The 23,241-nt window shown below is 67.1% G+C and carries 16 protein-coding genes; 11 read left to right on the plus strand and 5 right to left on the minus strand.

Going from position 1 to position 23,241, the window contains the following annotated elements; genetic code table 11:
• Positions 1–2: 2 nt before the first annotated feature.
• Positions 3–995 carry a carbohydrate ABC transporter permease gene (locus BIV24_RS17915; protein ID WP_079168351.1) on the minus strand — a complete coding sequence of 331 codons (993 nt, stop codon included), beginning with the start codon at positions 993–995 and terminating at the stop codon, positions 3–5.
• 5 nt (positions 996–1,000) lie between these two features.
• Positions 1,001–2,302, minus strand: coding sequence for an ABC transporter substrate-binding protein (locus BIV24_RS17920; protein WP_071367340.1), 1,302 nt, complete (start codon positions 2,300–2,302; stop codon positions 1,001–1,003).
• A gap of 465 nt (positions 2,303–2,767) precedes the next feature.
• Between BIV24_RS17920 and BIV24_RS17925 the strand changes: the two genes are divergently transcribed.
• Positions 2,768–3,832, plus strand: coding sequence for an enolase C-terminal domain-like protein (locus BIV24_RS17925; RefSeq protein ID WP_071367341.1), 1,065 nt, complete (start codon positions 2,768–2,770; stop codon positions 3,830–3,832).
• Between the two features lie 57 nt (positions 3,833–3,889).
• Here the strand turns inward: BIV24_RS17925 and BIV24_RS17930 are convergent, their stop codons facing one another.
• On the minus strand, positions 3,890–5,008 hold the full coding sequence (locus tag BIV24_RS17930; RefSeq protein WP_071367342.1) for an ROK family transcriptional regulator: 1,119 nt from the start codon (positions 5,006–5,008) through the stop codon (positions 3,890–3,892).
• Positions 5,009–5,311: 303 nt separating this feature from the next.
• Here BIV24_RS17930 and BIV24_RS17935 point away from each other — a divergent pair, with 303 nt between their 5' ends.
• The 3 genes from BIV24_RS17935 to BIV24_RS36065 all read left to right on the plus strand — a co-directional run bounded on the left by BIV24_RS17935 (position 5,312) and on the right by BIV24_RS36065 (position 9,304).
• Positions 5,312–6,631, plus strand: coding sequence for a Gfo/Idh/MocA family protein (locus BIV24_RS17935; protein WP_245766857.1), 1,320 nt, complete (start codon positions 5,312–5,314; stop codon positions 6,629–6,631).
• 129 nt (positions 6,632–6,760) lie between these two features.
• Positions 6,761–9,127, plus strand: coding sequence for an Ig domain-containing protein (locus BIV24_RS17940; RefSeq protein ID WP_071367343.1), 2,367 nt, complete (start codon positions 6,761–6,763; stop codon positions 9,125–9,127).
• A 45-nt stretch (positions 9,128–9,172) separates the two neighbouring features.
• Positions 9,173–9,304 (plus strand): hypothetical protein, encoded by a 132-nt coding sequence (locus BIV24_RS36065; protein WP_281247755.1) that lies wholly within the window; start codon positions 9,173–9,175, stop codon positions 9,302–9,304.
• 75 nt (positions 9,305–9,379) lie between these two features.
• On the opposite strand, the gene BIV24_RS17945 is transcribed toward BIV24_RS36065, so the two are convergent.
• Positions 9,380–10,198 carry a FadR/GntR family transcriptional regulator gene (locus BIV24_RS17945; RefSeq protein ID WP_071367344.1) on the minus strand — a complete coding sequence of 273 codons (819 nt, stop codon included), beginning with the start codon at positions 10,196–10,198 and terminating at the stop codon, positions 9,380–9,382.
• Between the two features lie 197 nt (positions 10,199–10,395).
• Between BIV24_RS17945 and BIV24_RS34465 the strand changes: the two genes are divergently transcribed.
• Positions 10,396–10,695, plus strand: coding sequence for a hypothetical protein (locus BIV24_RS34465; protein ID WP_071367345.1), 300 nt, complete (start codon positions 10,396–10,398; stop codon positions 10,693–10,695).
• Between the two features lie 195 nt (positions 10,696–10,890).
• Here the strand turns inward: BIV24_RS34465 and BIV24_RS17955 are convergent, their stop codons facing one another.
• On the minus strand, positions 10,891–13,257 hold the full coding sequence (locus BIV24_RS17955; RefSeq protein ID WP_071367346.1) for an Ig domain-containing protein: 2,367 nt from the start codon (positions 13,255–13,257) through the stop codon (positions 10,891–10,893).
• Between the two features lie 843 nt (positions 13,258–14,100).
• Between BIV24_RS17955 and BIV24_RS17960 the strand changes: the two genes are divergently transcribed.
• From BIV24_RS17960 to BIV24_RS17985, 6 genes are read left to right on the plus strand one after another with little or no spacing between them, the layout of a single operon-like run.
• Positions 14,101–15,396 carry an ABC transporter substrate-binding protein gene (locus tag BIV24_RS17960; RefSeq protein ID WP_071367347.1) on the plus strand — a complete coding sequence of 432 codons (1,296 nt, stop codon included), beginning with the start codon at positions 14,101–14,103 and terminating at the stop codon, positions 15,394–15,396.
• Positions 15,393–16,358, plus strand: a complete 966-nt coding sequence (locus BIV24_RS17965; protein WP_071367348.1) for a carbohydrate ABC transporter permease — start codon at positions 15,393–15,395, stop codon at positions 16,356–16,358. The genes BIV24_RS17960 and BIV24_RS17965 overlap by 4 nt, the downstream gene beginning before the upstream one ends.
• A gap of 10 nt (positions 16,359–16,368) precedes the next feature.
• Complete coding sequence (locus BIV24_RS17970) at positions 16,369–17,184, plus strand: carbohydrate ABC transporter permease (RefSeq protein WP_071367349.1); 816 nt, start codon at positions 16,369–16,371, stop codon at positions 17,182–17,184.
• 13 nt (positions 17,185–17,197) lie between these two features.
• On the plus strand, positions 17,198–20,380 hold the full coding sequence (locus BIV24_RS17975) for a glycoside hydrolase family 38 N-terminal domain-containing protein (RefSeq protein WP_071367350.1): 3,183 nt from the start codon (positions 17,198–17,200) through the stop codon (positions 20,378–20,380).
• Positions 20,381–20,410: 30 nt separating this feature from the next.
• Positions 20,411–22,081, plus strand: a complete 1,671-nt coding sequence (locus BIV24_RS17980) for a class I mannose-6-phosphate isomerase (RefSeq protein ID WP_071367351.1) — start codon at positions 20,411–20,413, stop codon at positions 22,079–22,081.
• Complete coding sequence (locus tag BIV24_RS17985; RefSeq protein WP_071367375.1) at positions 22,078–22,929, plus strand: ROK family protein; 852 nt, start codon at positions 22,078–22,080, stop codon at positions 22,927–22,929. Before BIV24_RS17980 ends, BIV24_RS17985 begins: the two co-directional genes overlap by 4 nt.
• Positions 22,930–23,241 lie beyond the last annotated feature (312 nt).

Here is a 23,241-nt window from a genome sequence, read left to right on the forward strand (position 1 = left end):
GATTAGGAAGACACCTCGCGTTTCTGCAGAAGCCTGAGCGCGATCACCGATATGGTCGCGACCATGGCGAGCATCACCGCGGCCATCGCGGAGGCATATCCGATGTGGTTGCCGGTGAACGCGGTCTGAATCACCTGGAAGGCAAGTGTGGATGTGGTTCCCGGGCCGGGACCGCCGTTGGTGAGGACCTGGACTTGGTCGTACGCCTTGAATCCGCCGATCAGGGACATCACGGTGTTGATCGTGACGGCAGGCGCCAGCATCGGCCAGGTGACGTGACAGAACCGCATCACCGGTCCGCAACCGTCGATAGCCGCCGCCTCGTACAGCTCTTTGGGAATGCTTTGAAGCCCGGCCAGGTAGACCACGACACAGAACCCGAGCCCTTGCCAGGCGATGACCCAGGAGACCGTGTAGAGGGCGAGGCTCGGGTCGGAGAGCCATCCCGGTGGGTTGCCCATGCCCAGCTGCCGCAACATGGAGTTGAGCAGGCCGTCGTCGACGAGGATCGTCTGCCAGATGACGCTGACCACCACCGCGCTCAGGACGACCGGGATGAAGAAAACACTCCGCAGTGCGTTGTAGAACCAGCCGCGTCGATCGAGGAGCACGGCGAGGGCCAGACCGCCTGCGTTGGTTACGAGAGTCACGATCCCCGCGATGACGGTGGTGTTCTTCAGCGCTTGGAGGAACTCGTCGTCAGAGGGCAGGCTGGTCAGGTTGTCCAGCCCTACCCATCGGGTCGGGGGATTGAAGGGATCCTTGTTGGTCAGGCTGTAGGCAATCGCAATGCCGATCGGCACCAGCACAAGAGCAAAGTAGGCCAGGAGCCCTGGGGCTGCGAATACAGCGAAGCGACTCAGCTTGTCTCGTGAGCGCGCCCGCCGGGGCGGGCGCGGGTACCGTTTCGGGCCCATGACCGGCTGCCTCCCTCCTGCTGCGCCTGGACGACCGGGCGCAGCAGGAGCACGATCCAGTGGAAAGCGGGTAGCCATCCGCACTACCGGGTGGCCTTGTCCCATTGCGCGTCCATGTAGGCGCCGAATGCCGAGGCTGTCATGCGGCCGCCGAGCAGCTTCTGGACACCCGCGGCAGCCTTGTCGGCCAGGCCTGGTGGCAAGGAGCCGTCGCCGGTTTCCTGGGAGAAGGAGTTGACGATTCCGTCCGCGCTCAGCGCTTCTCGGTACGCGGCCACGGTAGCGTTGTAGACGGGACCCATGTTGCTGGGGGGACGGTAACCCTTGATGGCGATGATGAGCCCGTCAGCCTTGACGGCGGCATCGAGGTTCTTCTGGTCCTCCATGAAGGCCCGCGCCCATTTCTTGGCCAGACCCACATCCGGTGCCTTGGAGCTGACGGACATTCCGCCGCCCGTGACGCTCGGGAGGGCCGGCGAGCCATCATCGGTGGGCCACGCGAACACACCTGTGTCGAAGCTCGGTTTCTTCGCGTCCGCGGAGGCGGAGAACCAACTGCCCATCGGGTACATGGCCCCCTTGCCGTCGCGGAACGCCTGCTCGGTATCGGCGTAGGAGCGCGACAGCCCCGCCGGGTCGATGTAGCCCTTGTGGGCCACATCAGCAATCTTCTGAGCGGCGTTGACGAAAGCCGGATCGGTGAACTTGACCTTGTCGGCGCTGCGTTGCGACAACCAGTCCGGCGTCTCCTTGTAGACGTCAGTGGCCACCGTGCACATCAGCGGGAACATGTCGGCCCAGGTGTCCTTGCCGCCGCCGCCGACCACAAAGGGGTTGATCCCCTTTGCCTTCAGTTTGGCGCTGTCCGCGAGCAGCTCACGGTACGTACGCGGTGGCGCATTGATGCCTGCCTTGGCGAAGTCGCTCTTGTTGTAGTAGACGAGCGTCGCCTGGGTGGCATAAGGCAGTTGGTAGACCTTGCCGCCGTACGGGTTGGCGTGCGGATCGACATAGTTCGCCAGCTCGCGGTCCGTCCAGGGGGCCAGCTTGCCCGCCTCGGCGAATCCAGCCGGGTTCAGACCGATCATGATGTCCGGGAACTGACCGGTGCTGTCGAGCTGTTTCGCGTATCCGGTGCGGTCGGCGCTGGGTGACACGAGCTTTTTGATGGTCACGCCAGGCACCTTCGCCGAAGCGCGGGCGATCGCCGCATCCCAGTACTTCGCGTCGAGGTTGGGTGTCTCGAAGGTGAGAAAGGTCAGGGTGGCTTTGTCACCCTTGGAAGCGCTCTCGCCGGTGCCGCCTGCCGTACATCCGGTCAGCACGAGAGCACCGGCGAGAGCGGCGGTTTTCAGGACCATCGGATTCCGCGTCATGTGTCTCATTCCCCTACCCGTCAGTGCCGAGGCCGGTGGTGGTGTCACTGCTTTGTCGTTCCATGACGAGCTGGGAGGTCACCTGTTCCCATCTGCCCTTGGATACCGCCACATAGTTCAGATTCTTTCGGGAAACGCGCGCGTTCTGGAGAGCGACCGCTCGTTCTGAGCGTTCAGCCATCAAGAGCGCTCAGGGTATCGGCCCCGTTCTCGGCGGCGTCAAGACATTAGACGGAACTATCGCTCTCTGTCCGCGACCAGATAGATGTGATACATCTCTACATGCCACACAAGGTCCACACCAGCCTCCGACGTGGAACGGGATACGACGACAGGTCTTCGGTTCAGGCACGAGGTGTCATCTCCCTATGCAGGGGCGGCCATACGGGCCCGAACGGAGGCCGGGTCTACTGAGGGGCTGCTGGCGGGAACCGCAAGCCGCAGTGAGCTACATCCGATGACCTGAGGGGCGAGATGCGTATCACCGACGTGACCGTTGAACTGGTCGATCTGCCGGCCCAGCCCGTCTTCCGGTGGCGCCGGGGTCTGCCCGGCTCGGAAGGGGCGATTGTGGGCGGAATCCTGCGCATCCATACCGATCAAGGCCTGTGCGGGGAAGCGCACACGCGGCGTGGGACCATCCTCAACGACCTGGTGGAACGCCGCATTCGGCAGGATCTACTGGGCCGTGATCCCTCCCATCGCGAGCTCCTGTGGCACCGTCTGTGGGAGCTGGACCGCATCGAGGAGTTCCCGATCTACGTCCTCGGGCTCGTCGACATCGCCCTGTGGGATCTCGCGGGAAAGGCGGCTGGGCTCCCCGTGCACCAACTGCTCGGCACGTACCGCGAAGCCATCCCGGCCTATGCCAGTACGGCGACCTTCTCCAGCATCGAGGAGTACCTCGATGTCGCCGACCAGTGTCTCGCGTCCGGCTTCGCCGCGATCAAGCTGCACGCCTGGGGGGACGCGCGTGAGGACGCCGAGCTGTGCCGGAAGCTGCGGGACCACGTCGGGGATGACGTGTGTCTGATGTACGACGGCTCAGCGGCCTTCGACCTCGCTGATGCGCTCTACCTCGGCGAAGCCCTGTCCGACGCCGGGTACACCTGGTACGAGGAGCCGATGCGGGAGTTCAGCGTGACGGCATACCGCAGGCTCGCCGAACGTGTCGCCGTTCCCTTGCTCGTCGCCGAAACCTCGGACGGGGCGCACATGAACACGGCCGACTTCATCGCATCCGGTGCGGCCGGCAGCGTGCGGACCAGCGCGCTGTACAAGGCAGGCATCACCGGTGCCATGCGGGTGGCCCATCTCGCCGAGAGTTTCCTGCTGAGAGCCGAGGTCCACGGATCCGGGATCGTCAACGCGCATCTGTGCATGGCCATCCCCAACACCACCTACTACGAGTCCTTCGTCCTCACCAACCCGGTGGTACGTGAATCGTCAGTCGGTCCCGACGGGCAGCTCCGGGCCCCCACTGCGGCCGGCATCGGGTACGACCAGGATGGCTGGTCGGGCGGGGTGGCGCGGGACTGAGGCTGAGAACTCCGCTCCAACGGCCCCTCGATCGCGTCCTGGAGTCGTGCGTGCGCGTCAGTTGACGCCAGGCACGCGGAACAGCTCCTGTTCCACTGTGTTGAGTGCGAGCCGTACGCCGCCGAGTGCTGCGGCTTCGTCGCCGAGCGACGAGGCAGCCACCTCAACCGGGAAGAGGCAAAGGTCACTGAGGCGGTTCCGGAGGGGGGCGAGGAGGAGCTCGCCGGCGAGGGAGATGCCGCCGCCGATGACGACCTGCTCCGGGTCGACGGTGAGGACCATGGCCGCCACGCCCTGCGCGAGGTCGGTGGTGAAGTCGGCCAGGGCCTGTTCGGCGCGATGATCCCCGGCGTGAACGGCTCTGAAGACACCTTCCGCGGAATCCCAGTGTTCCAGCAGGCGGCCGGGCGCGGTGTGCCAGCCGGAACTGCGGAGAACGCCGATCTCGCCCGCGGCGCCATTGCGCCCGGCACGCAGTCGGCCGTCCAGGAGGATCCCCGCGGCGATGCGATGGCCGACGTGGATGTAGATCACATCCTGGTGGCCGCGGGCCACCCCCTGCCACTGCTCGCCGACCGCGGCCAGCGAGCAGTCATTGCCCACGACAACCGGCGCGCCGAACGGCTTCATGAAAGCCGCCACGAGGTCGGTGCCCGCCCAGTCCGGCAGTCGTCCGCTCACGGTGACCGTGCCGGAGGCGGAGACCACGCCGGTCGTGGCGACTCCTGTGGCTCGTACGTCCGTCACGCCGAGAGCTGCGGAACGCAGCGTGCGGCGGGCCAACGTGCGGGCGTCAGCGATGCGCTCGGCGGGGCTGTGATCAGGGCCGACGGCTGTGCGGCGAGTGGCAAGCACCGTGCCGCGCAGGTCGGCGACGATCGCGAGGATCTTGTGGACGCCGATGTCGAGGCCGAGCACGCAGCCCGCCTCACTGCGAAAGCGGTAGCGCTTGGCAGGACGGCCCACCTGGCGTGGGCCGTCGGCGGCCGGAGCCACCTCCTCCACCCACCCCTGCTCGACGAGGCCGGCGACCGCGTTCTCCACGGTGTTGCGGGCGACCGCGGTGGCTTTCACGAGTTCGGTGAGCGTGAGCTCTTCAGCGTCGTACAGAGCGCGCAGCACCGCGGACTGGTTCACCCGGCGCAGGAGTGATGGATCGCTTCCAGTGTTGATCACGGTCTGCTCCCACCCCTCTTGACGCGGCTGCGGCGAGGGTGCACAGTGGCTCGCGAAGTTATTTCAAAGGGTACCAGAAATATCGTCAGGAATTTGCCGAGACTGGCCCGACCTTCGGCGCCGTCGTCGTGTGGATCGAGGCCTGTACCGCTCCGGACTCACCGTGATCTCGGCGACTCTCGGCCGTGACCTGTGTCGTCACCACTCCCGCTTCGGGACAGCCAGCACTGTGCGCGCTCACCACCTCACCTTGCAGAGGCACTTCCTCAAAGGCCCCGCTGAAGCAGCCCTCAAAGGACGATCGTGACCCACCACACTCCTGCTACATCCGCCAAGCAGTTCACCAATCTGCGTGACCACCACGGCATACCGCTCGATCGTCCGCTCAGTGTCGCCATCGCCGGCGCGGGCGCGCGAGGCGCCGGATATGCGGCGCTGGCCGCCGCGGGTGGCACGCCTGTCACCATCGCCGCGCTCGCGGAGCCGCGTGTCGGCCGCCGCGACCAACTCGCCAGCCGGTACAGCGTGCCGACCACGCACTGCCACGACGACTGGCGGCAGATGGCCGGCGGTCCTCGTCTCGCCGATGTCGTGATCATCGCCGTACAGGACACACAGCACGTCGAGGCTGTGGAGGCATTCGCGGCCCGCGGCTACGACATCCTGCTCGAGAAACCGATGGGGACGACTGCTGCCGAGTGCGACCGGATCGCCGCCGCCGCCGAGGATGCCGGGGTCTCCCTGACGGTCTGCCACGTGCTGCGCTATGCGCCCTACACCGTCCGTCTCAAGCGCATCCTGGACTCCGGTCGTATTGGCGAGATCGTGAATGTCCAGCACTTGGAGCCCATAGGCTACTGGCACTTCGCGCACTCGTTCGTCCGGGGAAGCTGGCGGCGCGAGGACACCTCCGGTTTCCTGCTGCTCACGAAGTGTTGCCACGACATCGACTGGCTCGGCTACATCGTCGGCCGGCCCGTGCGGGCTGTTTCCTCTTTCGGCGGGCTGGCTCACTTCCGTGCCGAGAACGCCCCCGAGGGCGCCGGAGAGCGGTGTGTGTCCTGCTCGATCGAGCCCGGGTGCCCGTACTCGGCGCGCAGGCTCTATGAAGTCGGGCTGCGCGAAGGCGGCGTCAAGCGGTACTTCACCTCGGTCGCCGCAGAGGAACTGACCGAAGCCTGCGTGGAAGAGGCGCTCGCGAGTGGACCGTACGGGCGATGTGTCTACCACACCGACAACGACGTCGCGGACCACCAGGTGGTGAACCTGGAGTACGAGGGAGGCACGACCGCATCCTTCACCGCCACTGCCTTCACCCCGCAGGAGAACCGCAGCACCAAGATCTTCGGCACTCGAGGGCAGATCACCGGCGACGGTCGGCACATCGAGATCTACGACTTCGCCACCGACGAGCGCACCCTCATCGACACCGACGCCGGCGGTGCCTCCGCCGCGGAGGGCCACGGCGGCGGGGACGCGGGTCTGATCTCTTCCTTCGTACGCGCGCACCACGAGGGTCGCCCCGAACTCCTGCTCACCGGCGCGGCGGAGAGCCGTGACAGCCACCGGGTGGTGTTCGCGGCGGAGCAGTCCCGCCGGAGCAGGCAGGTCGTACAGCTCTGATCTGCCCCGTCGCGGGGAGGGCCGCAGACAGCGCCCCCTTGTCACCGGCCAAACGACAACGGGTCGGCCCTGGTACGACGTTCACCATGGCAGGCACGTTGTCACGGTCCATCTCTCCTGGGAGGAACCATGGACAGACGCAGCTTTCTGATCGCCGGCGGCCTGACGTCGCTGGCGGCGACCGGCATGACGGCCGAGCCTGCCCACGCGGCTCAGGCGTCCAAGCCGTTGCGGATCAACGCGGGGTTCCTCGCGGTTGATCTGTCGGATACCGGCCGGGTGGCCGGCCTGCGGGATCTGCGTACCGGCACCGACTACGTGGCGCCTGGCAAGTCGGTGCCGCTGGTATCGGTCGTGCTCGGTGACGGACGACAGGAAACACCCACCCGGGTGCAGATTTCACCACGCGATCCCAAAGTGCTGGTCTTCAGCAGCGACAACGCCACGGTCGAGGTGAAGGTGGTCAAGTATCCCACCTATACCACCCTGGAGGTGGTCAGCCTGACCGCGGCGTCGGGTGTGGACGTGCAGACCCTGCTCTGGGGACCGCTGCCAACCAAGGTCACCCAGACGGTGGGTGAATGCGCCGGGGTGCTCCGAGACGACGCGTTCGCCCTCGGCCTACGGCCACTCAACGACAAAACCGTGGGTTCCTGGCCGAACGAGCATCGCTCCTTCGGGTTCGGCCCCGACATTTTCGACAACCCCTACAGTCTGCAGGTGGACATCCACGTGGAATGGAGCGCCGCGGCGAAGACCACCTGGGGCAGCATTCTGCGTGCCTACACCTATGACTACAGCAAGGTGCGGGTCCGCCAGCGCACCAGCGGGTATGAGATTCCGCTGGGGCCTTTGCCGGGGCCGGAGGGTCGGATTATCGGGTCGAAGGTCGCGTTGTTCGGTAGTGGGCCGGATCTGGTTCTCACGGTGTTGAGTCAGATCGCGCAGGAGCAGGGGCTGGAGTATCCGACGCTGGGTGGGCAGTGGCAGAAGACGGCCCAGCGCACCTCGCAATCGCATTTCTGGGTCCACGATCTCAACACGAGCACCGTCATCGCCGCGAGTCAGTACGCCAAGCAGGCCGGGATAAAAAACATCTACGCGATCTCCGGCAACGGGCCCTGGATATCGCACGGGCACTACCAGTTCAACAGCGCGCTCGGCGGCTCGGACGAGAACGCCGCCAAGCTTGTTGCCACCGCGGCAAAGGAGGGGATCGAGGTCGGCGTACACACTCTCTCGGACTTCATCGACTCCGGAGATCCGTACGTCTCACCCCCACCAGCCGATTCGCGCCTGTCCACCGGCCTGACCGTCAAGCTGACCCGTCCACTAGCCGCATCCGACACCTCGCTCTATGTGGATTCTGGCAAACCGCTCGGGCCCGGCGTTCAAGGGAAGCGCCTGCGCATCGGCGATGAGTTCATCACCTACACCGGTCTGACGCAGGCCGGCGCCACCGAGTGGCAGGTCACTGGTCTGGCCCGCGGCCAGTGGGGATCGTCCGCGCAGCTGTATCCCGCCAGCACCGGCGTCGACCGGATCATCGAAAACTCCTACGGTGGTGCGATCGGCGATTTGCCGATCATCGACGAGATCGCGACCCGGTTGGCCGCCGCGTACAACAACACCGGTATCCAGGCAACGTCCTACGACGGGTTGGAATCGGCATCAGAGACCGGCTGGGGTGCCTACGGCTTCGCGCGTCTGGTCAACGGGGTTTACCGCCAGCTCGATGCGAAGGACGGCTTCATCAGCGAGACCAGCAGAATGTCGTCCAACACCTGGGACGCCCAGTCCCGGGCCAGTTGGGGCGAAATCGGCTACACCGACTACACCCAGGTCATCAAGAACAACATCTTCTACAGCGCCAACTATCTGCCTCCGATGATGGGTCAGCAAGGGCTCTCGGGAAGCTCAACCCTGCAAATGATCGAAACCACCCTGGCGCACGCGGCCTCCCTCGACGCCGGCGTCAACTTCGAGACCAGCGTGCGCAGCCTCGCCTCCGGATCGAACACGGCGGCGGTGCTTCAAGCTATCAGGATATGGGAGTCCGCACGGAAGGCTGGTGCGTTCACCACCGAGCAGAAGATGCTGTTGGCCGACCCGAACAAATATTGGCATCTGAGTGAGGGTACGCCCGACCAGGAGTGGTCGCTACAGCAGTTGGATTCCGCCGGCAACCCGATCGGGGAGGCGCAGCCGGTGAAAGCACCAGAGCCCGGGTTCACCACACCTACCCCGCCGGATGCCCGCGTGGGTGAGCTCTACGCGTTCAAAACCACCTCCAGCACACCACAGACCATCCGCTACGAAGTCACCTCTGGTGCCCTACCGGCGGGACTCGCCCTCAACAAAGACACCGGCGGTGTCATCGGAATCCCCAGAAAAGCGGGAGCCAGCAGGTTCACCATCACCGCCCGCAACGACGGAGCCGTCCCCGACGCCTCTGTCTCCTACACCCTGAAGGTCAAGCCGGACAACGAAGGCTGAGGAGCCTGCGAAACAACCGCATCTCGCGGTTGCCAGGAGCGCCATATGTGCGACACCGATGCCATCACCGGGATCCCTACCACTCCCGGCACCAGCAGGTTCACCATCACTGCGCACGACGGCGACTTGGCGTCCGACGCAGCGATCTCGTACCACCTGGGCGTCAGCCCAGCCTGACCGGCCTCCCTGCGGTCTGGTCCGACGGGACCGCAGGGAAGCCCGACCCTGCGGCGGTGGCCCGCAAGGCCCGCGTCAGTGATGCGCGTGGTCGTCCACCGCGTCCGGTGGCCGATTGTCGACCGGGGCATCGTCGGCGGGGAAAAGGCGGTGTCGGATTTCCCGCTGGAACTGTTCCTGCGTGAGGTCGATGTGCTCGGCCATGAGTGCTGCTGCCCGGTCCTCTTCCCCGCCCGCGACAGCGTCGGCGATCGCCAGGTGCTGCTCTGCGGCCACCACCAGCGACCCGCTCGAGTTGCCTGCCAGCCCGATGGCGCTGACCTGCCGCTGGAGCCGCTGGACCGACTCGAGGGTCGCAGAAAGGAAGGTGTTGGCCGCTGCGGTCCCGACCTTGCCGTGGAACAACTCGTCGGCCTGGTTGAACGCTCTGACGTCATTGCGTTCTGCCGCGTCCGCCGACTGCTGTGCCGCTTCGCGCAGCGCCTTCACCTGGGACGGTACGGCCCGCTGCGCCGCCATACGCGCGGTGGTGGTCTCCACGAAGCGACGGAACTCGAACATCTCGTCCACCTGCTGAAGGTTCGCAGGCAGAAAGTGAGAGACCGACTGCCGCCACAAGTCGCCCGCCGGCTCGGCGACGTAGATGCCCCTGCCCTTCTGTACGGAGAGCCGCCCCAGGGCGGACAGGATCTTCACCGCTTCCCTGACCACCGTTTTGCTCATCCGGACCGCGTCGGCCAGGTCCTTCTCCGTCGGCAGGCGGGCACCGGGCTCGAGGCGCTGCTGGGCGATGTACTCAAGAATCAGCTCCGCGGCGATCTCGTAACCGGGGCGATAAGCATCCGCCGCACCCTCCTGTTGTGGCGCGGGTGGCGACGGCTCGCGTCGAGTCAACCTCTCTCCTCAGTCTCCTCTGCGGGACCCGCTCGTGGGTGAGACGGCGGGCTCTTCACCGACACTACCAACAGCAATTTTACATAGCTATCCAATCTGCAACATCCAATAAACCGGATCTATGGGGGCGACGGTCAGGTTGTTCAGCCTGAGCCAGCTGGTGGTGATGCAGTCCGCTCGATGCGCGGGTATCGGCGGTGGGCGTGGTGGGCGAGGCGGGCGGGCCGGTGGTAGAGGCGGGAGCGCATCGTGTCCGGCTCGGCGTCGGCCGGTTCGTCACGGTCGTGGAGGGTCAACAACCGCAATCAGGCGCCGAGATCGGCTACAAGGTTCGCGGCGAGCAGCCACCCCGTGTTGACCTGGTACGGAGGTTCCGGTCACGTACATCCCGGCGGCGCCGGACCGAGCTGCGCGCCTGGTCAGCACAAGGCGTGCAGGGCACCAGCAAGGAGGCCGAGGATCTCGACCAGCCCTCGCCGATGCCCTGCGCCAAGTGAGCGTCGGGCCTATGCGCTATGAACCGCTGAACTCAATCTCCGAGCCGCACAGGTGACAACGCAGCGGCGATCGGCGCCGGGACTCTGGGCGATCGAGCACGCGCTGTCGCCTGCGCAGAGTTCTGACGAGCTGGTCGACGCCGAGCTCAAGCGCACACCCTCGGGGACAACCAATGCAGCTTCTGATCAACACCATCAAGAGGATGAGGCCACTCTCACCTTGTAGGTGACTGCTGCGTCGGGACGGGTGTCGCCGTTGCGGGCTGTGATCGTGAACTTGCTGGTGCCAGGGGTGGTGGGGATTCCAGTGATGGCGCCGGTGTCGATGTTGAGGGTGAGTCCGGCCGGGAGGCTGCCGGAGGTGATGTCGTAGCGGATCGTCTGGGGGGTGGTCGAGGTGACCTTGAACGCGTAGAGGTGTCCGACTCGAGGGCTCGGGGGTTCTGGATTGGTGAAGCCCGGCTCCGGGGCCTTGACGATCTGGGGTGCTCCGACGGCGTTTCCGCTGGAGTCGAGTTGCTGCAGCTCCCATTCAGTGCCGGGGGTGACGACGCTGAGATGCCAGTTGGCGGCCGGATCGGCGAGCAGTTTCTTCTGGGCGAGGGTGAAGGCGCCACTGTTGCGCGCGGACTCCCACGTCTGGACGGCGTCCAAGATCGCGGCGGTGTTCGATCCGGAGGCGAGGCCTTGCACGCTGGTCTCGAAGTTGATGCCGGCGTCGAGGGAGGCCGCACGCGCCATGGTGGCTTCGATCGTCCGAAGGCTGGAGTTCCCGGAGAGCGCTTGCTGGCCCATCATCCCGGGCAGATAGTTGGCGCGGTAGAAGGTGTTGCTCCGAATGATCTGAGCGTAGTCCGTGACGCCGATCTCGCCCCAACTGGCTCGGGACTGGGCGTCCCAGGTGTTGGAAGAGAGGTTGCTGCATTCGGTGACGAGGTCGTCCTTGGAATCGAGTTGCCGGTGGACGCCGTTGACCAGACGCGCGAAGCCGTAGCCACCCCAGCCGGTGTAGCCCGCCGACTCCAACCCGTCGTAGGACGTGGCCCGGATGCCGGTGGTGTTGTACGCGGTGGCCAGCCGGGTCGCGATCTCGTCGATGATCGGCAGACCGCCGATCGCGCCGCCGTACCCGTTCACATTGATCCGGGCCGCGCTGGTACCTGCCGGGTACGACTGCGCCACAGAGCCCCATTGCGCCCTACCCAAGCCGCTGACCTGCCACTCGGTGTCGCCGATCTTCGTGACGGTGTTGTAAGTGATGAACTCGTCATCGACACGCAGCCGTTTCCCGTCGAGACCAGGTCCGAGTGGGCGGTCGGCGTCCACATACAGAGTGGTGTCCGACGTGCCGAGCGGACGGGTCAGCTTGACCGTTCCGCCCGTAGCGAGCCGGGGGTCAGCAGGCCGTGGCGAGACATAGGGGTCCGATGGATCGATGAAGTCGGACAGCGTGTGCACACCGACGTCGATGCCGTGCTGCGCGGCCGTGGCCACCAACTGGGCCGCGGCCTCGTCCGAGCCGCCGAACGCGCTGTTGAACTGGTAGTGCCCATGCGACTTCCACGGCCCGTTTCCGGCGATCGCGTAGATGTTCTTGATCCCGGCCTGCTGGGCGTACTGGCTGGCGGCGGTGACGTTGCTCGTGTTGAGATCGAAGAGCCAGAAGTGGGATTGCGAGGTGCGCTGGGCCGCCTTCTGCCACTGGCCGCCCAGGGTCGGATAGGGCAGGCCTTGGCCCTGGGCGATCTGACTGAGTACGGTAAGCGCAAGGTCTGGAGCGCTGCCGAACAGCGCGATCTTCGACCCGACGATCTGGCCTTCCGGTCCCGGCATCGGCCCGAGCGGGATCTGGTATCCGGTGGTCCGTTCCCGGAGCCGGACACGGCTGTAGTCATAGGTGGAGGCCCGCAGAACACTGCCCCACGTCGTTTTCGCCGCGACGTTACTGGCCAGCCACTCATCCTTCTCGCCGGTCTGCAGACCGTAGGGGTTCCAGATGAGGTCGGGGCCGAATCCGTAGGAGAGGTGTTCGTTCGGCCACCCACCCACCGTCTTGTCGTTGAGTGGCCGCACCCCGATCGTGAAGGTGTCGTTGCGGACGACCCCGGCGGTCTCCCCCACAGTCTGGGTGACACTCGTCGGCAGCGGACCCCACAGCAGCGTCTGCACATCCACGCCGGGAGCGGCGCTCAGACCGACGACCTCCAGGGTGGTGTAGGTGGGGAACGTGACGACCTTCATATCGATCGTCACCTTCTCGCCGCTGAACACCAACACCCGTCCATCTCGCGGCGACCTCCGCACCGTGGTGGGGGCTTCCTGCTTCCCGTCGGCCACCACACTGACCAGCGGCACCGATCTGCTCGCGGACAGGTAGTCGGTGCCATCACGCTGATCCACCAGCCCGGTGACCAGGCCGGTTTCACTCAAATCCACCGACAGGAAACCCGCGTTGATCCGTAACGGCTTGGACGCCTGAGCAGCATGGGCGGGGACGGCCGTGATGCCGGTCGCCGTGAGGGACGTCAGGGCGCCGACGATCAGAAAGCTGCGTCTGTCCACAGTTCCTCCCAGGGGAAATAAATGGATCGGGCGACGAGTGGAGACTCACATAGTTCAAACTCTTCTGGCGATGAGGAGGACCGAGATCGCTGGTGGCGGTGCTCGCGTTGCCGCGCCGCCTCGACGGCCTCTGATGTGATCACCAGCGCGGGTGGGGCGCCGGGGCGTACCCGGTCCAGCCGGCGAGGTTCGAGCTGAGCGGTCAGGGGCGACGGTGATGCCCCGCGCAGTCCTGGGGGTGAAGGTTGTCGAGCTCTGTGTCGCTGTCAGGTGCGAGCGCGCGGATCATGCGTTTGACCAGGGAAGACGCCGAGCGATGGTACTTTCGTGGTCCGATTGCCCGGGTAGGTACGAGAAGATACCGAACAGGCGCTTGCCGACGAAGCGCAGACAGGCAGGCCTTATCCATCGCGTTCCTCCGGTCACGTCGTCGCTGTCCACCTGGAGTGCGGTCGAAAGGGTCTCGAGGTCTGTCGTCACAAACGGATCATTCAGGTCCTCGGTACTGTTATGCGACGGTATTTGGGACTTGCTCGTCTCGGCACATGGCTCAAGTCCGATTCAGAGTGCACGCCTCCGCCTGAAGCGTCAAGATATAGATCTGATCTATCTGGGGCCAGGTCGGGCGCCCACGGCTTACCCGGACTCGTCCTGGCGCATCCGCGGCGTGGACACATCTGTGCCCGGATCGCGTCGGATACGGCAGAGCGGCCACGACGCCTACCGGTGCACTCATTTCGCCAACCCGGCCGGAAAGCTCTGCGCGATGGATTGACAGCCGGTCAGTTCATCGTCAGTCTCCAACGGGTGTGTTAACGATAACAAGTTGGAGGGAGTCGATTCATGTCAGGTCGTCATACGACGCTCCATCCATGCATCGACCGGCGCACCCTGTTCCTCGCAGCCGGCGCGGGCGCACTTGCCACGGCCTGTGGAACCGCCGCAGGCCAGCCTCCCGGCAAGGTCGCCGTGCACGGTGACAACCCGGCCTGGGCCGTCCCGTTGACCGCCGCAGGCAAGGCCATGCGGTCCGTTGCCGGGATCCGACTCGTACCCGAAGTCATCCCGTCGCTCGACTCGTTCGAGCAGATCGTCAAGTCCTCGCTGCGTACGAACAAGACTCCGGACATGCTCAAGTACTGGTCCGGCTACCGTCTCCAGGACCTCGCCCGCACCGGCGGCATCGTCGACCTGACCGACCACTGGGAGAGCGCAGCCGGCAAGGGCTGGGTCGACACTTCGCTCCGCAACGCGTTCACGTACCAGGGCCGCGTCTATGGCCTGCCGATGAACCTTGCATACTGGGTGTTCTTCTACAACCCTGAGGTCTTCACCGCGAACGGACTGCGGAAGCCGGGGACCTGGGAGGACTTTCTCGCCGCCTGCGAGCGGCTGAAGAGCGCCGGCATCACTCCGCTGCATGGCACGGCCGACGGCCGCTGGCCCTCGTTCATCTGGTTTCAGGAGATTCTCAGCCGCCAGGACCCGCAGTTCTACGAGGACCTGATGAACGGCCGGGAGCGCTACACCGACCCGCGTACCGAACGGGCGATGCGCACCATCGCGTCCTTCTTCGACAAGGACTGGTTCACACCGATGGACATGAACCACAACGACGCGGCCGCCGGCGTCGTGCACGGCAAGATCGGGATGGTGCCCTGCGGCACCTGGCTCGGCTCCACGCTTGTCGCCGCAGGCGGCAGGCCCGGCAAGAATCTGGACGCCTTCGTGTTGCCGATGCAGAACACGAAGGCCCGCCCGAGCATGATCTTCGAGTCCAGCGCCCTCGTCTGCACCGTCAAGGGCCCCGACCGCACGGAGGCCTACAAGGCAGCCGGCGCCTGGATGAACCCGAAGGTGATGCAGGCGTTCTCCCACTCCCTCCAGGACGGCTGCCCCAACCCCCAGGTGCCGCCGGCCAGCGTGATGATCGACGGCATCGTCCGGAAGGCGCGTGACGACAAGCTCTGGATGCTCAACCGCTTCTGGGAGCAGGGGCCCCCGGAGCTCGTGGAGGCGACGGTCGACGACCTGGCCGGCTTCCTGCTCAACCCGTCCTCGTACCGCACGGTGCTCCACACGATGCAGGACCGCGCCGACGAAGCGTGGAAGGTATGGAGGGAGGCGGAGCAGGCATGACGGACATGGTGACCACCGCCAAACCCGTGCGGACACGCCGCCGGATCCCGACACGCACGCCCCACCAGGCTGTCCACCACGCCTCGGTTGCCGGCCGGCGTGGCGGCCCGCTGGCGAGCCTGACCTGGGCGCTGCCCGCGCTGCTCTTCGTCGGTGTGCTGCTCGTCTATCCGTTCTTCCGCAGCGTCTACGGCAGCTTCTTCGAGGACAACGGCTTCACCAGCCGCTTCACTGGACTCGACAACTACACCCGGCTCGCCGAGGACCCGGTCTTCGGCCGGTCGTTGCTCAACACCGTGATGTGGGTGGCCGGCACGCTCCTGCTGCCCGTCGTCGCCGGCCTCGCCATCGCCGTCGCCACCTTTCGGATGCGGCTGGGCTGGCTGGCCCAACTGGTGATCGTCCTGCCGTACGCGATCTCCGGCGCAGCCACCGCCGTGCTGTGGAAGTTCATGCTGACCTCCGACGGCGCCGTCAATGAAGTGCTGCGTGCCATCGGCCTCGACGGCCTGGCGACGAGCTGGCTGCTGGAGTGGCCGCAGAACACCATCTCGATGATCATCGCCAGCACCTGGCAGGCGGCCGGCCTCAATGTGGTGCTCTTCACCATCGGCCTGCGCGCCATCCCACGGGAGATCACCGAAGCGGCCGAGCTGGACGGCGCCACCGGCTGGCGGATGTTCCGCCACATCACCCTGCCGCAGCTGCGCGCCATGACGGTCGTGGTCGTCGGGATGGCAATCGTCAACAGCCTCAAGGCCTTCGACATGATCTGGATCCTGACCCAGGGCGGACCGTCCCGCTCCTCGGAAACGCTCGCGCTCACCATGTACCGCGAAACATTCCGGCTCTTCCACGTCGGTTACGGCTCCGCCATTGCCCTCGTCCTGTCGGTCATCGTCGTCGCCTCCTCGTGGGTGTACCTGCGCCGCCAGATGCCCGAAGCCACCGGAAGCCAGTGAGGAGACCCCGATGGGACGCACGGTACGGAATGTCTTCGTCGCCGGGTGTGTCGCGTTCTGGCTGATCCCGCTCTATCTGCTGATCGTCAATGCACTCACCCCGGCCACCGGCTACACGGGAGAACCCGACTGGACCCCCCAGGGCTTCGCGATCTTCGACAACATCAAGACGGCGTGGAGCGACGCGGGCATAGGCGACAGTTTCCTCAGCTCCGCGCTGTACGCCGTCGTCTGCGGCGCCGCGGCCGTGCTCGTCGCCGCGATGGCCGCGTTCGCCGTCGTCGTGCTGCCGATCCCCAAGCCGGCCTTCTGGTTCTGGCTCATCTACTCCGGGACGCTGTTCCCGCTGCAGATGTTCCTCGCGCCGCTCTTCGGCATGTACGCGGACGGAAATCTCTATGACACCCGGCTGGGCCTCATGTTGGTGTATGTGGCCTGGGCCGTTCCGTTCGCGTTCTTCTTGGTCCGCAACCAGATGACCACCATGCCACCCGAGGTCACCGAGGCGGCCATGCTGGACGGCGCCTCGTTCCTCCGCATCTTCTGGCGCATCCACGTGCCGCTCATGGCCCCCACCCTGGGCGCCGCCTTCATCTTCCAGTTCACCGCGGTCTGGAACGACCTGATTCTCGGCATCACCCTCAGCCGCAGCCCCGACGTCCAGCCGGTGATGGCAGCCCTGAGCACCCTCAGCAACGCGTACGCCTCCTCGGGCCCACCCGTCATCCTGGCCGGCGCACTGATCGTGTCGCTGCCCACCCTGCTCGTCTTCCTGGTGTTCCGCGGCCTCTTTCTGCGCGGGGTCACCGCAACCGCACGCTCATAGGGGAGAGATCCGCATGACGACACGGGCACTCGTCCGTACCACCGACTGGGACAACGAACGGATACGCGACAGCCTGCGCGGCTGCGCTGTGAGCGCGGAGGGCAGCCTGAACGGCAGCGCCCTGCGGCTCACCGTCGAGCCGCTGCTGCGCCGCGCGGAGGGCGGCGGACTGCTGCAGTCCCTCCGCGTCGACGCGGTGAACGGCTCGGCCCTGCCAGAGGCGTTCACCGTATGCGCCGAGTCCGGCAGCCCGCTGCCCGCCGTGCGGCTCGCCGGGCCGAACGGCTCCATACGCCTCCTGCTGCCCGCCGTCGACACAGCGCAGCGGGTCACCCTGTCACTGCCCGACGGCGAGGGCGGCAGCGGGATCGACGTGACCCTCACCCCGCAGCGCCAGTGGACCATCCACCTGGTGCACCACTCGCACCTCGACATCGGCTACACCGACCCTCAGGGCCGGGTGCTGGCCGAGCACCTGTCCTACCTCGACTCCTGCCTGGAGCTGACCCAGGCCACCGACGACTGGGCGCACGAGTCCCAGTTCCGCTGGTGCGTGGAGTCGCTGTGGTCCTTCCAGCAGTGGGCCGACGCCCGCCCCGCGGAGCAGGTCGAGGAGTTCGTACGGCGGGTGCGCGAGGGCCGCATCGAGTTGACCGCGCTGCCGTTCAACCTGCACACCGAGACCTGCTCGACGGATGAGCTGCACGAACTGCTGCGCCTCGCCCACCAGGTGAAGCAGAAGTACGGTGTCGACTTCACCTCGGCGATGCAGACGGATGTGCCCGGCTCGGTCGTGGGCCTGGTCGACGCGCTCAGCGCGGCGGGCGTGAAGTACCTCTCCGTCGCGCACAACTGGGCGGGCCGCTCGGTGCCGCACCTGGTCGGCGGCGAGAAGCTGCCCCGGCTCTTCCGCTGGCGCGCCCCCAGCGGCAGCAGTCTCCTCGTCTGGGTCACCGACACCCCGCACGGCCTCGCCTACATGGAGGGCCCGCTGCTCGGCTTCGACACCGACTACGACAGCGTGGACGACCTGCTGCCCGCATATCTGACGTCGCTCGCGACCAATCCGTACCCGTACCGCGGCGGCGTCTTCGGCTGGGCCATGGACCAGAAGGAGATCAAACGCGAGCCGTATCCCTGGGATGTGCTGCACCTGCGCGTCCAGGGCAAGTTCGGGGACAACGCACCGCCGCGCCGCGTCATCGCCGACACCGTGCGCCGCTGGAACGAGACCTGGGCCTACCCGCAGCTGCGCCTCTCGCGTAACGAGGACTTCTTCACCGACGCCGCATCCCGCCTCGGCGACCGGATTCGCACCTTCGAGGGTGACTGGACGGACTGGTGGGCCGACGGCATCGGCTCCGGGGCCCGCCCCCTGTCCCTGGCCCGCACCGCCCAGTCCGTGGTCGCGGACGCGCAGACGATCGGCACCTTCGCCGGCGTCCTGGGTGCCCCGGGCGCGGAGGACGACAGCCGCGACGCCGCAAGCGTCTATGAGGCGGTGTCCCTCTTCGACGAGCACACCTGGGGCGCGGGCGACCCCTGGACGCACGGCGATGAAGGCGGACACTCCGGCGAGCACCAGTGGCACTGGAAGTACGGGCAGGCCATGCGCGCCCACGACGACGGGCAGTCGCTGCTGAACCGCGCCACCGCCCGCCTCGGCCAGCGGCTGGCCCGGCCGGACGGGGCCGTGGCCGCGTACCACGTGTTCAACACCTGCTCCTGGCCGCGTACCGACGTCGTACGAATCTTTCTGCCCGAGAGCAGCGTCCCCCTGGAGCGGCCGGTCACGGTCCTCGACGCCCGCACCGGCCGCCGCCTCGACCATGAGGAGCGTGCGCAGGTCAACGACGACCACCGGGACGCGGGACGCTTCCTGCTCGTGCGGGTCGACGACGTGCCGCCGGCCGGGTCCGTACGGCTCGACATCACCGAGACCAACGCGCCCGCCGGCGAGCAGGAGGGGGGAAGCGTTCTCAAGGCCTCCACCGGCTGGAATCCCACCGGCGGCGCCGAGCAGGAGAACCTCGCCGAAAGCGCCGCCGAGGCCCACGCCCTCGCCGACCCCATGCTGGTGGATAACGAACACCTCGCCGTACGCGTCGATCTCGCCCGCGCCTGCATCGCCTCCATCACCGACAAGGCCACAGGGCGTGAGCTGGTCCGCGCCGACGCCATCGCCGGCTTCAACGCCTACATCCACGACACCTACACCACCGCCGGAGCCTTCAACCACAACTCCAGCCGCACCACCGTATCCGACCGCCTGGAGTACCTCGGCAACCGCTCGGTCGCCCCGCCCGCGGCCCTGATCGCCCGCCGCTCCACGCCCACCGCCGAGACCCTCACGTACGAAACCCGCCCGGCCGGCGCCAACCGGCTGCGCACGACACTCACCCTGCCCCGTGGTGTGGCCCGCCTCGACATCGAGAACCGCCTCGACAAGGACGCCACCCTCCGGAAGGAGAGCGCCTACTTCGTCTTCCCCTTCGCCTTCGACGAGCCCGTCGTCCGCATGGAGGCCTCCGGTGGCGCCACCGGCACCGGCCTGCCGGTCATCCCGGGTTCGGCGCGGCACATGCGCGCCCTGAGGCGCTGGATGACCGTCGAGCAGGACGGCCTCACCGTCGCCTGGTCGACCCAGGACGCGCCGCTCGTCCAGTTCGGCAACATCGCGCTGCCGTATGCGCCGTTCCCGAAGACACTGGGCCACGACGAGCCGGCCACCGTCTTCTCGTGGATCCACAACAACCTCTGGGACACGAACTTCCCCAGCGAGCAGGGCTTCGAGTTCACCTTCCGCTACAGCGTCGCCTGCGCCCCGGCCGAGACCGCCGCCGGCCTCGGCCCTCGCACTGCTGCGGCCTGGAGCCGTCCGCTGCATGCCGTACGGGCCAGGGGAGCGGTGTCGGACGCGGCCGCCGAGACGCTGGCCTTCGCCGAGCTGGGCGACCCCCGGGTCCGCTTGGTCGGGGCGACCACGCCGGAGCCCGGTGGGCGGGTGCTGCTGCGCCTGCAGTCCTTCGCCGAAGAGCCGGTGGTCTGCCCCGTGCGGGTCGGATTCCCCGTCGTCGCCGCGCACCGCGCGGACTACCTCGGCAGCGCTGTCGATGAACTGCCCCTCGACGGCGGGGAGGTGACCATCGACGTCCCCGCCCTCGGTACGACAGCTGTGCTGTTCGAACGCCCCTGAACCACGAACCGACACCACAAAGGAGAACGCGTGTACCGGCTCGACCCTCGATACAGCCCGGCGCCGGAGTCCGTCCTGATCGCCGGGTGGCAGGCGGTAGCCGCGCATCTGCCCACCGGACCGGCCGTTGTCGCCGTCGATGGACCTCCCTCCGTGGACTGGGAGTCCCTCACGGACCGACTGGCCGCTCACCGAGCGGTGCGGCTGCTCGACGTGCGCGCACACTACGCACCGCCTGCCGAGGTGCGCCGCCGCACCGTCCGCCCCGAGGACGCCGACGATCCCTACTACTGCAAGCTCGCCGAGAATCCGCTCGACGACCTCTTCGACGAACTTCCCCGGCCTGACCGGCCCTCCGAAGGCCTGCTCATCGTGTACGGTCCGGGTGCGGCGCTGGTCGAGCACGACGTGCTCTGGTACGCCGACATCCCCAAGCGCTACGCCGAGGCCGCCGTCACCGCCGGCACCGGTGTCAACCTCGGCCTCCCCAGCGAGCGGGCCGACCACCGCCGTCTGTTCTACGTCGACTGGCCGATGCTCGACCGCCACCGCGATGCTCTCGCCACCCGCATCGACGGCTGGCTCGACGTCCAGGAACCGGACCATGCGGTCCTGCTCGATGGCGACGGTCTGCGCGCCACGCTCGCCACCCTGGCTCGCCGCCCGGTCCGCACCCGACCGTTCTTCAACTCCACTCCATGGGGCGGTCATTGGGGGCAGCAACTCGGCTTCAACCCGGGCGCCCGCAACACGGCCCTCGGCTACGAGCTCATCGCCCCTGAGGCGGGCATCCTCATCGGCGAAGGCCCGCAAGCGCAGGTTGAAGTGCCTTTCCAGCTGATGTGCGTGCGGCACCCCGAGGAGGTGATGGGCGCGGAGGTGTACGCCCGCTTCGGCACGTCCTTCCCCCTTCGCTTCGACTACCTCGACACCATCGGCGGCGGCAATCTCTCGGTGCACTGCCACCCGAGGGAGCCGTACATGCGGGAGCGCTTCGGCTGGCACTACACCCAGCACGAGACGTACTACATGACCATCGGCAGCCCGGACACCCGCGTCTTCCTCGGCCTACGCGAGGACGCCGACCTCGACCTGTTCCGCAAGGAGGTCGAGGAGGCCGCCACCACCGGGGTCCCGATGGACCCCACGGACCACGTCATGACCTTCCCGGCCGAGCAGGGCCGGCTGTTCATGATTCCGGCGGGCACCCCGCACGCCAGCGGCGCCGACAACCTGGTCCTGGAGATCAGCGCCACCCCGTACCTCTACAGCCTCCGTTTCTACGACTGGCTGCGCCCGGATGCCAACGGCAATCCGCGGCAGCTGCCCTACGAGCACGGACTCGCCAATCTGGATACGGAGCGGCGCGGCGAGGCGGTCGCCCGCGAGCTCGTCCAGGAGCCGCGGACGCTCCGCTGCGGCGACGGCTGGCGCGAGGATCTGCTCGGCGCGCTGGACGAGATGTTCTACGAGGTGCGGCGGTACACGCTCGACGCGGGCGCCGCCGCCGGGGACGACACGGCCGGACGCTTCCATGTGCTCAATGTGGTGGAGGGCGAAGGGGTCATCGTGGAAACTGCGGCAGGGGACCGGCATGAGCTGTCGTACGGCGAGACACTGACCGTACCGGCGGCGGCCGGCGCGTACCGGCTGTGCGCCACCGGCAGCCCGGTCAAGGTCGTGAAAGCGCTCGTATGGTGACGCCCGTCCTCGAGATCGGCGGCACCCACGTCACCGCTGCCCTGGCGGACCCGGCCACGGCAGCGGTCCGGGACCGAGTCCGCCGGCCGCTGGACGCCCACGGCAGCGCTGAGGAGATCCTCGGCGCCATCATCCGCTGCGCCAACTCCGTGCAGGTGGAGCCGGGCCGGGTCTGGGGCGTCGCTGTGCCCGGGCCGTTCGACTACGGCAAGGGCGTCGCCCTGTTCGAAGGGGTCGGAAAGTTCGACAGCCTCTATGGGACCGACGTCCGGGCGGCGTTGCTGGGCGGCCTGCGACACAGCCCGGCCGGAGTGGTCTTCCTCAACGACGCGCATGCTTTCCTGGCCGGCGAGTGGCATGCCGGAGCGGCGCAGGGCCACCACCGCGCCGTCGGCATCACCTTGGGTACGGGTGTGGGTTCGGCCTTCCTCAGCGACGGGCAGGTATGCCGTGAAGGGCCCGGCGTTCCGCCGGAGGGCCGGGTGGACCTCATGATGCTCGACGGCCGCCCGCTCGAGGACTCCGTCTCGCGCCGCGCCATCGTGGCCCGTTACGGAGATCCGGCGGTGGACGTGCACGAGATCGCCCGCCGTGCGCGAGCGGCCGAGCGGACGGCCCTGCACGTACTCGACGAGGCGTTCACGTCTCTCGGCAGTGTGCTCAGGCCCTGCCTGAGCTCCTTCAGAGCCTCGGTTCTCGTCATCGGTGGCTCCATGGCCGGCTCCTGGGATCTCATCGGCCCCGCACTGTGCGCCGGACTCGGGCATACTCCGGTCACGGTGAAAGCGAGCGGCCTCGCCGGCGACGCCGCACTCATCGGAGCGGCACACGCCGCCGTCCGGGACTGAGAGGGCAAACGGCCACGATGTCTCACGGCTCACACCACCCGGTGGGCCACCATCGCGTCGAGCCGAGCCCCGCAGCGCAGAACGCCAGGACCGCGGGCGTGCCCCTGCAAGGCACTTTGTTTCCTCACCTGCTGAGGCAGCAACAGTAAGCTGAGGCAGGGCCCGGAGTGATCCCACGCCTGCGGACTGACCGATCTTGTACCGCTGTACGCGCTGCCCGCCCCGTGTTCAACTCGCTGAATCACATGCTCAGTCACAAGCTGTGAGCCCGTGAGGGGGCGCGCTCGGTGCTTCCGCGCACCCTGGTGCGGG

Origin of the sequence: Streptomyces colonosanans, assembly GCF_001866645.1 — a bacterium.
Taxonomy (GTDB): Bacteria; Actinomycetota; Actinomycetes; order Streptomycetales; family Streptomycetaceae; genus Streptomyces; species Streptomyces colonosanans.

What these genes read in the sequence shown, in the direction of transcription:
- BIV24_RS17925 (WP_071367341.1), top strand. Translation starts at nt 2,768, where the DNA reads ATGCGTATCACCGACGTGACCGTTGAACTGGTCGATCTGCCGGCCCAG.
- BIV24_RS17960 (WP_071367347.1), top strand. Translation starts at nt 14,101, where the DNA reads ATGTCAGGTCGTCATACGACGCTCCATCCATGCATCGACCGGCGCACC.
- BIV24_RS17965 (WP_071367348.1), top strand. Translation starts at nt 15,393, where the DNA reads ATGACGGACATGGTGACCACCGCCAAACCCGTGCGGACACGCCGCCGG.
- BIV24_RS17915 (WP_079168351.1), bottom strand. Translation starts at nt 995, where the DNA reads ATGGCTACCCGCTTTCCACTGGATCGTGCTCCTGCTGCGCCCGGTCGT.
- BIV24_RS17940 (WP_071367343.1), top strand. Translation starts at nt 6,761, where the DNA reads ATGGACAGACGCAGCTTTCTGATCGCCGGCGGCCTGACGTCGCTGGCG.
- BIV24_RS17920 (WP_071367340.1), bottom strand. Translation starts at nt 2,302, where the DNA reads ATGAGACACATGACGCGGAATCCGATGGTCCTGAAAACCGCCGCTCTC.
- BIV24_RS17975 (WP_071367350.1), top strand. Translation starts at nt 17,198, where the DNA reads ATGACGACACGGGCACTCGTCCGTACCACCGACTGGGACAACGAACGG.
- BIV24_RS36065 (WP_281247755.1), top strand. Translation starts at nt 9,173, where the DNA reads ATGTGCGACACCGATGCCATCACCGGGATCCCTACCACTCCCGGCACC.
- BIV24_RS17970 (WP_071367349.1), top strand. Translation starts at nt 16,369, where the DNA reads ATGGGACGCACGGTACGGAATGTCTTCGTCGCCGGGTGTGTCGCGTTC.